General features: G+C 56.7%; 16 protein-coding genes and 6 tRNA genes. 4 read left to right on the plus strand and 18 right to left on the minus strand.

All coding sequences use genetic code 11. The features are described 5' to 3' along the window. Positions 1–14 precede the first annotated feature (14 nt). From SMC1_RS05020 to SMC1_RS05105, 18 genes are all read right to left on the minus strand, one after another. Positions 15–1,160 (minus strand): glycosyltransferase, encoded by a 1,146-nt coding sequence (locus tag SMC1_RS05020; protein ID WP_165849232.1) that lies wholly within the window; start codon positions 1,158–1,160, stop codon positions 15–17. Next, positions 1,157–2,386, minus strand: coding sequence for an O-antigen ligase family protein (locus tag SMC1_RS05025; RefSeq protein WP_119085705.1), 1,230 nt, complete (start codon positions 2,384–2,386; stop codon positions 1,157–1,159). Before SMC1_RS05025 ends, SMC1_RS05020 begins: the two co-directional genes overlap by 4 nt. Before the next feature lie 7 nt (positions 2,387–2,393). Next, positions 2,394–2,852: a DUF4330 family protein gene (locus tag SMC1_RS05030; RefSeq protein ID WP_119085706.1), complete on the minus strand. Its 459-nt coding sequence runs from the start codon at positions 2,850–2,852 to the stop codon at positions 2,394–2,396. Next, positions 2,849–3,775 carry a glycosyltransferase gene (locus SMC1_RS05035; RefSeq protein WP_119085707.1) on the minus strand — a complete coding sequence of 309 codons (927 nt, stop codon included), beginning with the start codon at positions 3,773–3,775 and terminating at the stop codon, positions 2,849–2,851. Before SMC1_RS05035 ends, SMC1_RS05030 begins: the two co-directional genes overlap by 4 nt. A 214-nt stretch (positions 3,776–3,989) precedes the next feature. After that, the gene (locus SMC1_RS05040) at positions 3,990–4,970 is read right to left on the minus strand and encodes an LCP family protein (RefSeq protein WP_119085708.1); all 981 of its coding nucleotides are present in this window, start codon (positions 4,968–4,970) and stop codon (positions 3,990–3,992) included. Positions 4,971–5,095: 125 nt separating this feature from the next. Next, positions 5,096–6,958 carry a sodium/proton-translocating pyrophosphatase gene (locus SMC1_RS05045; RefSeq protein WP_207799311.1) on the minus strand — a complete coding sequence of 621 codons (1,863 nt, stop codon included), beginning with the start codon at positions 6,956–6,958 and terminating at the stop codon, positions 5,096–5,098. A gap of 49 nt (positions 6,959–7,007) precedes the next feature. Then, positions 7,008–7,083 (minus strand) — tRNA-Thr (locus SMC1_RS05050). A gap of 33 nt (positions 7,084–7,116) precedes the next feature. Next, positions 7,117–7,191: transfer RNA gene (locus tag SMC1_RS05055), tRNA-Gly, on the minus strand. 2 nt (positions 7,192–7,193) lie between these two features. Then, a tRNA-Asp gene (locus tag SMC1_RS05060) sits at positions 7,194–7,271 on the minus strand. 104 nt (positions 7,272–7,375) lie between these two features. Next, positions 7,376–7,450 (minus strand) — tRNA-Val (locus SMC1_RS05065). Between the two features lie 5 nt (positions 7,451–7,455). Continuing rightward, positions 7,456–7,530: transfer RNA gene (locus tag SMC1_RS05070), tRNA-Glu, on the minus strand. 2 nt (positions 7,531–7,532) lie between these two features. Then, positions 7,533–7,608 (minus strand) — tRNA-Lys (locus SMC1_RS05075). A gap of 66 nt (positions 7,609–7,674) precedes the next feature. Next, positions 7,675–9,078 (minus strand): replicative DNA helicase, encoded by a 1,404-nt coding sequence (dnaB, locus tag SMC1_RS05080; protein ID WP_119085709.1) that lies wholly within the window; start codon positions 9,076–9,078, stop codon positions 7,675–7,677. 2 nt (positions 9,079–9,080) lie between these two features. After that, positions 9,081–9,536, minus strand: a complete 456-nt coding sequence (gene rplI / locus SMC1_RS05085; protein WP_119085710.1) for a 50S ribosomal protein L9 — start codon at positions 9,534–9,536, stop codon at positions 9,081–9,083. A gap of 13 nt (positions 9,537–9,549) precedes the next feature. Beyond that, positions 9,550–9,819, minus strand: a complete 270-nt coding sequence (gene rpsR, locus SMC1_RS05090; protein ID WP_119085711.1) for a 30S ribosomal protein S18 — start codon at positions 9,817–9,819, stop codon at positions 9,550–9,552. 19 nt (positions 9,820–9,838) lie between these two features. Continuing rightward, positions 9,839–10,312, minus strand: coding sequence for a single-stranded DNA-binding protein (locus SMC1_RS05095; protein WP_119085712.1), 474 nt, complete (start codon positions 10,310–10,312; stop codon positions 9,839–9,841). A gap of 2 nt (positions 10,313–10,314) precedes the next feature. Further along, entirely contained in the window at positions 10,315–10,740 is a 426-nt protein-coding gene (gene rpsF, locus SMC1_RS05100) for a 30S ribosomal protein S6 (protein WP_126855174.1), read from the minus strand. Positions 10,741–10,880: 140 nt separating this feature from the next. Continuing rightward, positions 10,881–12,269 carry an aminopeptidase gene (locus tag SMC1_RS05105; RefSeq protein WP_119085714.1) on the minus strand — a complete coding sequence of 463 codons (1,389 nt, stop codon included), beginning with the start codon at positions 12,267–12,269 and terminating at the stop codon, positions 10,881–10,883. A 94-nt stretch (positions 12,270–12,363) separates the two neighbouring features. Here SMC1_RS05105 and SMC1_RS05110 point away from each other — a divergent pair, with 94 nt between their 5' ends. Genes SMC1_RS05110 through SMC1_RS10880 form a run of 4 tightly spaced genes read left to right on the plus strand, consistent with a single transcriptional unit; the run spans position 12,364 to position 13,976 of the window. Next, a complete protein-coding gene (locus tag SMC1_RS05110; protein ID WP_119085715.1) occupies positions 12,364–12,906 on the plus strand; it encodes a DUF4388 domain-containing protein in 543 nt (180 codons plus the stop codon). Continuing rightward, a complete protein-coding gene (locus tag SMC1_RS05115; RefSeq protein WP_119085716.1) occupies positions 12,907–13,386 on the plus strand; it encodes a roadblock/LC7 domain-containing protein in 480 nt (159 codons plus the stop codon). A gap of 21 nt (positions 13,387–13,407) precedes the next feature. Beyond that, entirely contained in the window at positions 13,408–13,629 is a 222-nt protein-coding gene (locus SMC1_RS10875; protein ID WP_207799312.1) for a hypothetical protein, read from the plus strand. Between the two features lie 11 nt (positions 13,630–13,640). Further along, positions 13,641–13,976 carry an ADP-ribosylation factor-like protein gene (locus SMC1_RS10880; protein ID WP_207799313.1) on the plus strand — a complete coding sequence of 112 codons (336 nt, stop codon included), beginning with the start codon at positions 13,641–13,643 and terminating at the stop codon, positions 13,974–13,976. The last annotated feature ends 17 nt before the right edge of the window (positions 13,977–13,993 follow it).

Here is a 13,993-nt window from a genome sequence, read left to right on the forward strand (position 1 = left end):
CTTTTCCTCCATATTCAGGACTGGTGGTGTGCCATAGTGTCCAGCACGCGGTCGAATTCGGTAATCCGCAACGACCAGTCAAAACGTCGGGATGATTCCACGCGCGAGCGACGCAGCTCGAGTGAATCTGCATCGATAGTGTCTTGCACCGCAGAGATGAACTCTTCAGGGGTGGACGCGAGTCGCACCATGTCTTCGCCGAATGCCCCAAGAGCGTGGATTGTCGACGAAACCACAGGCAGTCCAGCCGAGACATATTCATAGAACTTCAGTGGGTCGACGCCTAGGGTCAGCGGCGATTCACGGAAGGGGATAAGCGCCACGTCGTAGTGGGGGGCTTCCTGCGCGATCGCAGCTTGGGAGAGCGTGCCCTTGAAGACAACGTTGGCATGGACGGCCAGTCCATCTCGGACAACCGGCAGGGTCTCGCCGAAGCAGTCGATCACGCAGTCTGGATACGCTGCGGCAACTGCGCCAAGTGCCTGTACGTCGAACCATTCGCGCATTGCTCCGACGTACAGGAATCTGCGTTGCCTCGGCAGTGTGGTCAGCGTGTCGAGCCACGTCATGGCAGGAGCGGCGAACAGCTCATGGTCCACGCCATTCTGGATCAGACTAAGCTTGTCCTCGTGCGACGAGAACTTGGCGGCAATCGTTTCATTAGTCGCAATCACAGCAGACGCTATGTCAGCAGTCCGCGCCTCGAGGCGGTCGACAGTAGCCTTGCCGAGGAGCCCAGGATACGCGCTGTGGTCGTCGACGCAGTCGTAGACGACCGGAGCGCCAAGCAGCCGAAGAGTTCTCGGGACAAACGGCAGGTACGTCAGGACGATGCTGGCTTCGGCCGTCCAGTCACCGGCGAGACTCTGCAGGTAGCGGTAGTAGGTGAGCGAGTCGTGATCTGCCACACGCTCATACTTCTTGAAGTACGGAAGCCACGGCGTGGGCGACGCAGTCCACATGTGGTCTCCCTGGTCATGCACGCCTGACCGCCAGGCACTCAACTTCCACCATTGTTTCGGGCGGGCTACCGCTAGCCAGGTTACCGGGGCCTCGACGTAGAGAACGTCATAGCCCCGTTCGGCCAGTCGGCGGGCAAAGCGCTGTTTTCGGCTGGGGAACGAGCGATAGTTGTTGGTGCTGAGGACAAGCGCCTTCATTCGCCGGCCTCGGGAATAGCGCCGAGGGCGAAAAGACTCCACATAACAAGCGCTATTGCCCACGAGTCGAGAAGGTTGTCGGTGAAAAGGTTGACCAGAAGCGCAAGGAGGCCCACCGACGCGAACAGCCAGAGCTTGTCCTTCGAGCGGAAGAAGCGTGTGGCGACACACGCGAAGGCGCTCGACAACCATGAGACATACAAAGCGAAACCGACCATGCCTGTCTCAGCAAGTACACGAATCCACACCGAATCCATGGAGATGCCCGTGAAGTAGCCATACTTCTGTGCTGCGGAACCTCCAAACGTGCCAAGGCCACTTCCAAGAAGAGGGTGATCAATGAGATTCACAAAGGCCTGCCTCCAGCGGAACAGGCGACCGAGGTTATTGCTTTTGTCGATATAAGTTGAACTGAGCAGGTTGGCCATGCGGAGTCGGAATGTCGGGACGACGATGAGGATACCTGTGCCGGCGGCGGCAAATACCCCTGCAAGTGCGGGGTTCAAGATCAGGAGTCCGACGAAGTAGGACCCCGCTGCCGACAACCAGGCGGCTCGCGTCAGGGTGAGAAGGAATCCGCTTCCCATAACCAGCACGCATCCCACTGCAATCGCTCGCTCGTACCACCTTGTCCGCACGAGGGCCACGTACACACCCAGGGGGATGATGGTCTCGAGGTAGGCAGCGAGAACATTGGGGCTGCCGAAGAGCGAGAACGCCCGAGTGCTGATAACCCCGGTCTCCGTGGCCTTGTCGAGCCACTGAGCGGGGACCGGGACCTTCCGGACATACTGATAGACACCGATGAACGCCACGAGAGTTGCGCTGGCCACAAGGTGTGGAGCCGTCTCGCGGAGAAGACCGGCAGCATCCCCGTCGACGAGGAGCCAAAGGATGACAAAAGCCATGAATGGTTCAAACGCCAGGCGGGCTTCATGAATGTAGGCGCCAATGTAGTAGGTGTTCGCCGCATAGCCCAGAAGCGTTGCAGCACCAAACAGCAGGGCTGTCAGAACGACGGGTGAAGTGATGAGCCGCCCGATCTTCCGCCAACTCGTGGCGACGGCGAAGGCAAGGAAGACCAGGAGCATGATCTCTTCCCACAGGTTGGCAAGAGGCAGATTGGCTTTCCGGATCATCCAGTTGACAAGAGGGTAATAGGCAACCAGCAGGAGAAAAGCTCTCGCTGCCAACCGCCTCTTGCTCTTGGTGGAGTTGAGGTTCATTCCGTCCCTATGGGAGACCGTGCACCGTCAGGGTACGTGCCCATACCTTCCACGTGTCTCCATACAGGGCAAGGTTCACTCCGGCGAGGACCTTGTCGCGGCCGTACATGTATACCCATGTAACCTTCGCGTCGATGGACTGCGCCGTGATAACGACGTCCTTGAGGATCGGGTGCTTGACGATGTGAAGCTCCCCTTTGCTGTCAAACGCGTCCTCCTCGGCTGGTGATGTCGTGATGTTCGTAATCGTAAAACACTCCTTGCCCGTCTCGTCATAGATGGGGGCACCCATCTTGATCTGTGCGGCTGTCTCCGGCTCGATTCCAAAAGCGAGGAACGTGGCCTCGATGCGTTTGCCACTGAGACCCTTTGCCCCGGTAGAGGGACGCGTTAGTTTATAGGCTGCAGCGACACCCGCGATGACGACGAGCGCAAGAACGACTCCAACAATCCATTTGTTTCTCATATGCTACGACCCCCTTGTGTGAGTTCGCCCTTTCGGCCGCGGAGGCCGTCTGAGAGGCCCCTCACGAAGTAGTGCAGAAAGGCACGACGATTATTGTAGAAGAGCACAATCGAAATGAAACGCCGAACTGCGAAGAGAGGAAGGAACAAGGCCAGAAAACGGGCTCGCGTGAGGAGCCGGCGCTGCGTCAGAATGCAGTTCCGGGTTCCATAGTATAAGCGCCACGGCTGGTCGATGAGCACCGCAAGTGACCTTCCGAGAAACCGCAGCTGTCTCCGGTTGGCCGAAGGGTGCAGCAACCTGCTCGCGGGGATGGCGTACCCATGGAACCCCGCCAACGTTGCTCTCAGAGTGAATTCTGTGTCGTCGTACCATCCATACAGCGACGCGTCGAAGATGCCGGATTCAAGGAGCAAGGAAGACGGGACGAACAGGCCTGCCATGGCACAGGTGTCAAAGGGAAATTCAGGATCCTGATAGCGTTCCCGGGGCACTGGCTTGAGCATTCCAGTCTGGCGACTGTATGTGAACGAGTTAAAGAAAGGGAGTTCCGGCTGTGGCATATTATAGCATACAGAGCGGAAGTACGTCCGCACGCCGTGCGTTTCGGCAACTCGTAGGAGGCGCTCCAGGGCTTCTGGGTCTATGATAGCATCGTCATCGAGCATCCATACCCAGTCGGCTTTGAGCTCGAGTGCCTTCTGCTGGCCGATGGCTGCACCTCCTGCCGGGCCACTGTTGTGCTCCAGGCGAACGACATCGACATCCTGCCGGTATTCCTGCGGAGGCGTATACGGGATGGTAGACCCATTGTCCACGACGACGACCCGGTCGGGTCGCTGGGAGCCGTGCAGGATCGACGACAGACAGCACGATGCTGTTTCGGGGCGGTCCAGGGTGATGACGACGGCAATGACGCTCATGAAGCACCGATTTGCTTAGGTCGGCAGGGCCACGGCGAGCCTGCACGAGCCGGTAATGCGGCCACTTTGAGGTGGACTGCTCTATCACAGACATTGCCGGGGCTGAAGGAGGACTCAGCGAGATCGTGCCAGGCAAGGCACACGCACGCTCCGGGAAGAACGGACTTGCGCGGTTGTTGCCAATACCAGACGGAGACTCCGTTCGTCGGGGCTCCTAGCTGGACGGAACGAGCGGACTGAATAGCGGAGCAATCTTCGATCGCAAGGCATCCAGGTCCGGGATGACGTACGAGGTTCCCCCGACAGTCCCTGTCACTCCAGGGAACGGGATCGTGGTTACTTCCTTGTCGGTCGTATTCTTGAAAGCAAGGGCGATGCGAAGCATGTCGTTCGGGAGAAGGTCAGTCACAACGGCATTCTCGACGGCACGGATGACGGGTGGGAGTTTCCAGACGTTGCGAAGCGAGGTGGTCTGGGCCACGATAGCTTTGAGAAGAGTCTTCTGACGAACAACACGTCCCAATTCTTCTCCGTTTGAGGAGCCAAAATCACCGATTGCATCGTGACGAAAGCGGGCGTACTCCAGAGCCGTCTTGCCGTCCATGTGCTGTACTCCCGGTTTCAAGTTGATAAGAGTGTCCACTGCCTTAAAGTACATCGCCTTCTCGACGTTGATGGTCACGCCTCCCAGAGCATCGATGACCTTCTCAAACCCGGCGAAGTCGGCCTTCGCATAGTAATTGATCTTGATGCCGGGGATCATCACCTCGACCGTCTTCTCGAGAAGGTCTATTCCACCATCGGAAAAGTAGTCAGGGTTTGTCGTAGCATTGATCTTGTCATAGCCGTGTCCAGGAATGTTGACACGAGAATCCCTGGGGATCGACATGACCGACATGGTGTGGGAGGCTGGATCGAGGCCGATGAGCATAATGCTGTCAGAGCGACCTGGATCGTTCTTGGCCCGTGAGTCGACACCGGCGACCAGGATGTTGACTCGTTCCTGCAGGTTGAGAGTCGATCTCGTGGCACCTGCATTGGGGTTGATCGCGCGGAGAGAGCTGTAGAGAGAGATGACCACGTAGCCGGCAAAACAGACCACAATGGTCAAAATAGAGACAAGCACTATGAGAAGCGTCTTGCGGACCTTTGTCGAGCGAGAAGAACCCGTCAGTCCCTTGGTTTCCGTTTTCATTGGCACGTTCCTTCACCTGAGAGTCCAGATTCGTTCATCTGCGTACTCAAAGAGTACCCATTTGGAGCGACAGCGCAAGACGCAAACACTGAAGGAATGCCTCGGTTTCTACGGACTGGTCCTACCTATTTCATGAATAGGGGAAGGAAGCTGAGCGAAACCACCGATATGAGTTTGATAAGGATGTTCAGTGAAGGTCCTGCAGTGTCCTTCAGTGGGTCGCCAACAGTATCCCCGACAACGCTTGCCCGGTGCTCGAGGCTGGCCTTTCCGCCAAACGATCGCTCGATAAGCTTCTTCGCATTGTCCCATGCTCCGCCGGCATTTGCCATATACAGCCCGAGCAGTGTGCCGGTCACCGTAGCACCAAGAAGAAGACCACCGACCGCTTCCTTGCCCAGCAGGAAGTACGTGACAAAAGGAGCGGCGATACCAACGAGAGCTGGCGGCACCATGTACTTGAGCGTGCCTCGCGTGCTGATGGCTATGCACGCATTTGGATCGGACGCAGCGAGACCCTGCAGAAGACCGGGGATCTCGCGGAACTGCCTGTGCACTTCGGCAACCATAAGCATTGCGGTAGAGCCAACCGGAAAACCCTTCCCCATTGCCGCCGTTGTGTTGCCGAGCGAATCGAGCTGATCCGTACGCTCTCGAACAACAGGCAGTTGTCCAGTCAGTTCGGCAATTCCACCTGCGTTATCGGCAATCCGACCATAGGCATCGACTGACAGGGATATGCCAGGTGTTCCCAGCATCCCAACACCGGCGAGCGCAATGCCATACATCCCGAGTCCGGCATAGGCTGCAAGCAGAGCCGCCGAAATCACAACCACCGGAATGACGACACTGCGCATTCCGGCAGGCATTCCGCTCAGTATGTTGGTCGCCGCACCGCTCTTGGATGCAAGCGCAATCTGCGCGACAGGTCGTGACGACGTAAAATACTCCGAAGTCAGACCAATGAGGACTCCGGACACGACGCCCACGGTGACAGCGCTCCCTGCCTTCATGTCGGCAAATACTACGAGACAAAGAGGAAGCGAGGCAGCTACGAGCGCAACAGAAGCTCCAATAGACCCATAGCGCAGGAGGGACTCAGGCGAGAACCGGTCACTTCTCGACAGGAGCTTCACCAGGAGCACGGCCATCAGAGAGAACATCAAACCCGCCGCGACGATGTAGTAGACATAGCGCACCGGTAGGAGAGCATCAGCAATTCCATGCTGATGGGCGAACCAGTAGCCCAGGATGTCAGCGGCCAGGATGGCCCCCACGTATGACTCGTAGAGATCGGCACCCATGCCTGCAACGTCGCCGACGTTGTCCACTATCGAGGCGGGATTGCGAGGATCATCTTCCGGGATACCGGCCTCAACCTTGCCGACGAGGTCTGCTCCCACGTCCGCTGTCTTGGTGTAGATGCCTCCCCCGACGCGCGCAAATAGTGCAACAAGGGATGCTCCCATGGAGTATCCGGTTGCAGGGACGAGAGCCTTCTCCGGACTGTGAAGGATAGACAATGTGCCAAACATCGAAAGGAACGACCCTGCAACACCAAGGCTGCTCACGACGATCCCCATGACGGACCCGCCAGGGAAGGCCATGTTGAGAGCTGCCCCCAGGGAACGTCGTGCCTCGAGAGTAGTGCGACCATTGGCCATTGTGGCAATCTGCATTCCCACATAACCGGCCAGTACCGAGAATCCCGCTCCGACAACGAAGAAAAGTCCTGCTACAAGCCCGTCCCCCAGGGCGAGAAGAACGCCCACGACCGCCAGGATGGGGAACGACACGGCATATTCACGTGCCAGGAACGTGGTCGCACCATGATGGACGGTAAGCGTAATCTGGAGGATTGCCTCGTTATCGAGTGGATGGCGCGCAATGGATCTCGCCAGAACAGCTACGAACAGGAGGCCGACAATCGAGAGGATAGGAACGAGAATGAGAGGATAGGCAACAGCTGCTTGCGATGGAATACTCACTACAAGGGTCCTCCTGTACTGGGTATCGCGAAGTAGGAGCGAAAAACAGTGGAGCCGGCGATCTGATTTGAACAGACGACCTGCTGATTACGGATCAGCTGCTCTACCAACTGAGCTACGCCGGCATACGAATAGCCAACTGGCCAGAACGAAAAAAATGGAGCGGAAGACGGGATTCGGACCCGCGACAACTGCCTTGGCAAGGCAGAGCTCTACCCCTGAGCTACTCCCGCTCTGGCGGGATCGACGGGATTTGAACCCGTGGTCTCCGGCGTGACAGGCCAGCGTGTTAGACCAGCTACACCACGACCCCGTACCATACTTAGTATAGATTGTTCCACAAAAAGTCAAGTGAGCATCCGGTGTCTCAGTCTCGCTAGGCGCGCAAAGCTGTTACCATATGCGACATAAGAAACGTGGTGGGCGGAACAGGGTTCGAACCTGCGACCCCCTCCGTGTGAGGGAGGTGCTCTACCGCTGAGCCATCCGCCCATACCTGGTGCCCTCGAGGAGAATCGGACTCCTATCGCAGCCTTGAAAGGGCCGTGTCCTGACCGTTAGACTACAAGGGCTTTGGTGAGCCGTACAGGACTCGGACCTGTGACCCTCTGCTTAAAAGGCAGATGCTCTGCCAACTGAGCTAACGGCCCGCGCACGAGTTCATTTTACTGAGAACCAGCTCCTCGTCAATAGTTACGACGGTCGAGTGGCTGTGCTTAGTCCTCTGCAGTCGTGTCGAGAGACTCGAATCGGGTGTATCTTTTGTCGAACATCAGCTTCACGTTGCCCTGCTTGCCATTGCGGTGCTTGGCGACCAAAGCATTGGTGGGCGTCCGGGTGTTCATCTCGGAAGTATCTATCGCTTCGTCGGTATACAGGAAGATGACAATGTCGGCATCCTGCTCGATGGCTCCACTCTCGCGAAGATCGGACAACTGAGGCTTCTTGCGGTCTCTCTTCTCGATATCCCGTGACAGCTGAGAAACGACAATGATCGGCACATTGAGTTCGCGGGCCAGGTTCTTGAGCATGCGAGTGATCTGCGCCACTTCAAGGACGCGGCTTTCGACCTTCTCGCCGGAGGCAGCAAGCTGGAGGTAGTCGACAATGAGGAGTTCTACCTTCGCTGTGACCGCAAGACGCTTTGCCTTCGCCCGTATCTCGAGAGCCGTCAGCCCCGCCGCGTCGTCGATATACAGGGGTGCTTCCGATAGCTTGTTGCTGACCTGTGTCAGCGCCTGCCAGTCTTCCTGCGACAGATAGCCCGACCGAAGCTTGTCCGCCTCGATCATCGCTTCTGACGATATAACACGTTCGGCCAGCTGCTCTCGGGACATCTCCAAGCTGAAGATGCCCACGGGCTTCTTCAGGCGGACCGCGTTGTACGCCGCAATGTTCAATGCAAGCGACGTCTTCCCGACGCTTGGTCGCGCTGCCAGGACGACCAGCTCCTGGGGCTGGAACCCGCCGATCTGAAGATCCAGGTTCTTGATACCAGTGGCAATCCCGCGAATAGAACCTCTGTGGTCATACCGCTCCTGCAGCACCTGGAACGTCATCGGGAGGATGCGTTCCAGCGGCTGGAAGTCACCGCGTACCATACCTTGAGACGCCTCATAGATGAACTTCTCGGTCCGGTCGATCAGCTCCATGGCCGTCACAGTGGGAGAAAACCCCAACTCGTAGATGTCTCGGCCCGCACGGATAATACTGCGCTTGACCGATGATTCCTTGATGATCTCAGCGTAATACTTGACGTTCTGGGTTGTCGGGACAAGCTCAGTGAGTTTGGCCAGGTATGGCACACCGCCAATGCGATCGAGGTCTCCATGACTCTTGATGTCGTTGCTCAGGACGATGACGTCGACAGGTTTGTTGGACGCTCGGAGGCGGAAAATGGAGTCACAGATGACGACGTGTTCATCGAAGTAGAAGTCCTCAGGCTTGAGATAGTCCATGACTTCGTCGACGGTGGTATTTGAGACAATGAAGGAGCCCAGCAGAGACTGCTCGGCTCCCATATCATACGGTGGAACAACATTCCCCGGAGTCGAACCGGATTCATTCTGTCCGGCTCGTGGGCGGGCTTCGTTTACCTGGGCATCACTTCGATCGGCCATCCTCAGACAATTTCCGCCACGGTGACGGAGACGAGGGCAGTGACCTGGGGATTCAGTTTCAAAGCAACCGCATATACACCAAGTGCCTTGATGGGTTCATCGGTACTCACGGTTCTCTTCTCCACGGCAACACCGAGTTGACTGCCAATGGCCGCAGCGATTTCGTCCGGAGTGATACCTCCATACAGTCTCCCCTGTGGCGTCGCTTTGGCGCGAACGGTAACCGACTGACCTGTCAGTTTCGCCGCCAAGTCCTGGGCCCGCGCAAGCGCAACATCCTTTTCCTGAGACACTGCCGTCTTGTGTTTGCTGAGGGCGGCAATTCTCTCGGACGTTGCCTCGATGGCCAAACGCTGGGGAAGGAGGTAATTGGCAGCATAGCCCACAGAAACGCTGACCACGTCATTCTTGTGGCCTACGCCCTTGACGTCGGCGAGCAGGATTACCTTCCTGTCCATGGTTGGTGTTGAACTACCGATTCACAAACGGCAGGAGAGCCATGACGCGAGCTCTCTTGATGGCACCCGCAAGGGCACGCTGGTGCTTCGCACACACGCCTGTCGCACGGCGAGGGAGGATCTTGCCTTTGTCGCTTACGAAACGGCGTAGCCGTGAAGCATCCTTGTAGTCGATATCATCAGTCCTGTCAGCGCAGAATGGGCAAAACTTCTTACGCGCGCGAAAGTAAAACGATTTCTTCTTGCCGGTCTTGCTTGGTTTCTTGAATGGTGCGTTTGGCATGGTAATCTACTCCTTCATCTCAGTTGAATGGCACGTCGTGGTCTTCAGAGCCGGAACCCTGCTGCAATGATCCCTCGGGGACTTCAAAGTCCTTCAGAAGGTCATCTTCGCCGGGCGCTTCAGCGGGCTCACCGGAACCCTGACGGTTCTGAGGAGCACCGATGATCTCGAATGTTGTAGCCACGATCTCGGTAGCACGCTTCTTGGTTCCGTCGTTGGCCGTATATTCTCGAATGGACAAGCGTCCTGTCACGAGAACGCGCAGACCCTTCTCAGCCGACTTCTCGATCTTGTCGGCGACGTAGGTCCATGCGTTGATGTTAACGAAGAAGGCTTCTTCCTTCCAGTCACGGACAGACGGGTCTTTGGACGCGTTCCAGCTCCGGTTCACAGCAATTGAAACACGGGCCGTTTTCTTGCCCGAGGGCGTGTAGCGGATATCCGGATCCCTGGTAATCCTGCCTGTGAGGACAACCTGGTTGAGGTCGTTCATCTTTACGCCTCAGGTGTGGACATGGGTTCAGATACCGGCATAGCTACTGGAGCGGGTTCAGATACCGGTACAGCTACTGGAGTGGGTTCAGGTTCAGGGGTACCTTCCTGAGGGATAACGGTCTCAACTGGAACGACAGTCTTCTTGTGCTCGGGTCGCGTAACCATCCAGCGGATGACATTTTCGTTCACTCTCAGCTGCTGCTTGAGCGCGTCGACCTCGCCAGGCTCGCACTCAAATACGATCACCCAGTAATAGCCATCCTGCTTCTTGTTGATTGGATATGCCATGCGACGACGACCCCATGGGTCTGCCTTCAGAATCGTGCCCTTCGATGAGATGAAGGACTGAACGGTAGTGGCGACAACCGTAGCTTCTTCCTCCGGCATTGTCCCGTCCACAATAAACATCAATTCAAACTCTCTCAACAGTTCCTCCCTTTGGACTTAGATTTCGGCCGTTTTCACGACGGCAGAGAGCGAAAATAGTATATGCAGGAGCTGCAGCGATACAACCGGAGGAACCCTTCACGGGAGCATCCGGTTGCATCGCTTTGAAGTGAGATGAGCTAGCGGGCCTTCTCCAGGAACGTCTTGTAAGCCAGATAGCAGGCATATAGATCCGCCTTGCTCGCCAGCTCCTGTGGCGCATGCATCGACAGAAGCGCGGGGCCGGCGTCGAGCGTTTCGATGCCACGCTTCGACAGGAACTTTGCTACAGTCCCACCTCCGCCGACGTCTACCTTGCCTATCTCAGCCACCTGCCATGGGACCTTGGCTTCGTCCAGCAAGCCGAGCACTTTGTGGAGAGTCTCGGCAGAGGCGTCATGGGCTGAGGACTTGCCTCGAGAGCCGGTGAACTTCGCGATCACAATACCGTTGCCAACAGTGGCAGCGTTTGTCGGTTCGAACACATCCAGATAGTTCGGGTCCATACCTGCATCGACATCAGCGCTGAGTGCCATGGAGTGCCAGAACACCTGTCTGGCAGTGGTCTTCTCTCCAGTTTCCAGGATAAGCCGCTCAATGGCCAATTCAAGGAACTCGCTCTGCATGCCGGTGTCGCCGTCACTGCCAATCTCTTCCTTGTCAGCGAGGAAAACGACCTGTGTGCGCTCAGGCTCCTTCTTCTGGTCCAGCAGGCCACGCAGGGCCGTGTAGCCACAGATCCTGTCGTCGTGTCCGTAGGCGAGGATGAGTCCACGGTCAAAACCGACTTCCCGCGGTTTCATTGCCGGCACGAGCTCCAGTTCAGACGCAGCGAAGGCCCGCTCTTGGACGTTGAGCTGCTCGGCAAGTATCTTCAGGACATTCGTACGGATAGGCGTTTTGTCGTCCTTGTCATCCGCGGGCACGTGGCCGACGATTGCATCCAGCGCTTCACCCGAAACGCCTTCGCTCAGCTTCTTCTCTCCCTGAGCCTGTCCCAGATGTGGAAGGATATCGGAAATGTTGAACACTGGATCACTGTCTTCCTCACCGATGCGCAACTGAAGCTTCTTCCCTGCCTTGTCATAGATCACGCCGTGTAAGGCAAGCGGAATCGTCACCCACTGGTACTTCTTGATTCCACCGTAGTAGTGGGTCTGGAAGAGGCTCAGCCCAGTGCTCTCGAACAGCGGGTTCTGCTTCACGTCGATGCGTGGAGCGTCGACGTGTGCAGCTATCATGTTGACGCCCTCGCCAAGAGGGCGTTTACCCAGCCTCACGATCACGGCGTTCTTGCCACGGTTGATAAAAAGCAGTTTCCCGCCTGAGGGCAATGCTTTGGTAGAGAGAGCGTCGGCGGTCCGATAGCCGCTAGCCTGGGCAATGACCGTCACTGCCTCGACGAACTCGCGTTCAGTCTTGGCATCCCTCATAACCGACATGTACTCCGCAGCCAGCTTGTCGGTTGCCTTGCGATCGATGCCGCTCCAGGCAGATGTCTTGTTCAACCCGATTTCCTTGGACTTCATCACTGTTCACCTCCGAGTGTGTGAGAAACCTAGCATACCTTGAAATTGGACCGAAATCAAATAGCATGCTAAGTTAGAAGAATGGAGGAGTCCTATGGAATTGCGCGGTGACCTACGGAGCTTTCCGCTTGCCCAGCTTATTCAGACCCTGGACAACGCTGAAAGGACTGGAAAGTTGGACATAAAGGGACATCTGGGTAGCTTTGCCATCTTTTTCCAGAAAGGCAAGGTCATCCATGCGCAGTCACCGTACAGCAGCGGGCTACCGGCTTTCTTTGATGCCTTTCTCGAACGTGACGGTACGTTCAATTTTGTATCTAGTGTCATCATGCCCCCTCGAAGGATCACCCAGAGCAATACGAGCCTCCTCATAGGGGCCACGGGACTTGCTAACGAATACGTACGGTCAGGAATCCAGACGGAACCGTCCGAACTGCAGGTAAGCCTGGGCGAGAATGACTCCGACGCAGCCGTTACGCTGACCGCCGATGAGTTTCTAGTCCCGCAGAAGGCTGGCAACCTGGAGTCGTTCGACAGGATCCTGAAGGAAGCTGAGTTTGGGTTCTTCCGCGCATGGACAGTTCTCAACAGTCTTGTGGACAAGAAGATGGTTACGTTGTCGAAATCGGAGGCATAGATGGAAGGTCAACTGTCTTCACTGGTGATCACAAAGGAAGATATCGAAACCATCGACGAACTGTTTTCACAGTACCTCGTGGATTCGCAGGCGAAGGACCTTATCCTCCTCAACAAGAGCGGCGAGCTCCTAGCGAAGAGTGGTGCTGTCACGCGGGAGTCGGCAGTCGCCGTGTCCGCCTTGGCGGCCGGTGTCTTCTCGGCCACGAATGAGTTGGCGAAACTGCTCGGCGAACGTGAGTTTACCCTGACGTTCCACCAGGGCAAAGAGACCAACATCCACATTTCCCTCGTAGACCCCTTGATCCTGCTCGCCGTCATATTCGACAACAAGGCGCCCATCGGCGCCATCAGGTTTTGGGCCAAGAAGATCTCCGGTTCGATCAAGCCAGTCCTCGAGAAAATGGCCTCCGGCCCGCGTCAAGAACCTTCGCAGGACCTCAGGAATGGACTGCAGGATGAGATCGACAACCTCTTCTAGCAAATTGATGCGATCCACCACATGCCTCTGATCGACTTCTCCAGGTCTGAGATCACGTTCAAAGTCGTCTACTATGGCCCGGCAATCAGCGACAAGACGACGAACCTCAGCTGGATCTTCGGGACGATCCCGGAGAAGGCGAAGGGTCAGTTCACGTCCATCGCGACTGAGACAGAGAGGACGCGCTTCTTTGACTTCCTGCCAGTGGAACTGGGGCCGTCAAGGGCTTCAAGATCCGCCTGAGCCTTTATACCGTGCCGGGGCAGGAACTGTACAAGCTGACACGCAAGTCTGTGCTCAAATCTGTCGACGGGATCGTCTTCGTCGCAGACCCGAATCGCGACCGGCAAGAAGACAACGTCAATAACCTTGCCGATATGTTCAAGAATCTCGAAGACTACGAGTTGCCGGATACACCTATCATGTATCAGCTGAACAAACGGGACATGCCCGCTATCATGCCGGTCCGTGAGGTTGTCGATGACCTGCAGCTGAAGGGGAAAGCCATCTACCTTGGCATGGCCAGTAGCGGAGTCTCTGTCATGGAATGCCTCAAAGGAATCACTCCCGAGGTTGTCAGCAAGATCTGATGTGTCGCTCATGCCCG

Origin of the sequence: Candidatus Cryosericum septentrionale (assembly GCF_003570995.1) — a bacterium.
Lineage (GTDB): Bacteria > Caldisericota > Caldisericia > Cryosericales > Cryosericaceae > Cryosericum > Cryosericum septentrionale.

Excerpts from the sequence above, each read along its gene's own strand:
- SMC1_RS05030 (WP_119085706.1), bottom strand. The coding sequence starts at position 2,852 with ATGAGAAACAAATGGATTGTTGGAGTCGTTCTTGCGCTCGTCGTCATC.
- dnaB (WP_119085709.1), bottom strand. The coding sequence starts at position 9,078 with ATGGCCGATCGAAGTGATGCCCAGGTAAACGAAGCCCGCCCACGAGCC.
- SMC1_RS05115 (WP_119085716.1), top strand. The coding sequence starts at position 12,907 with ATGGAAGGTCAACTGTCTTCACTGGTGATCACAAAGGAAGATATCGAA.
- SMC1_RS05035 (WP_119085707.1), bottom strand. The coding sequence starts at position 3,775 with ATGAGCGTCATTGCCGTCGTCATCACCCTGGACCGCCCCGAAACAGCA.
- SMC1_RS05105 (WP_119085714.1), bottom strand. The coding sequence starts at position 12,269 with ATGAAGTCCAAGGAAATCGGGTTGAACAAGACATCTGCCTGGAGCGGC.
- SMC1_RS05040 (WP_119085708.1), bottom strand. The coding sequence starts at position 4,970 with ATGAAAACGGAAACCAAGGGACTGACGGGTTCTTCTCGCTCGACAAAG.
- rpsR (WP_119085711.1), bottom strand. The coding sequence starts at position 9,819 with ATGCCAAACGCACCATTCAAGAAACCAAGCAAGACCGGCAAGAAGAAA.
- SMC1_RS05110 (WP_119085715.1), top strand. The coding sequence starts at position 12,364 with ATGGAATTGCGCGGTGACCTACGGAGCTTTCCGCTTGCCCAGCTTATT.
- SMC1_RS05095 (WP_119085712.1), bottom strand. The coding sequence starts at position 10,312 with ATGAACGACCTCAACCAGGTTGTCCTCACAGGCAGGATTACCAGGGAT.
- SMC1_RS05020 (WP_165849232.1), bottom strand. The coding sequence starts at position 1,160 with ATGAAGGCGCTTGTCCTCAGCACCAACAACTATCGCTCGTTCCCCAGC.
- SMC1_RS05025 (WP_119085705.1), bottom strand. The coding sequence starts at position 2,386 with ATGAACCTCAACTCCACCAAGAGCAAGAGGCGGTTGGCAGCGAGAGCT.
- SMC1_RS10875 (WP_207799312.1), top strand. The coding sequence starts at position 13,408 with ATGCCTCTGATCGACTTCTCCAGGTCTGAGATCACGTTCAAAGTCGTC.
- rplI (WP_119085710.1), bottom strand. The coding sequence starts at position 9,536 with ATGGACAGGAAGGTAATCCTGCTCGCCGACGTCAAGGGCGTAGGCCAC.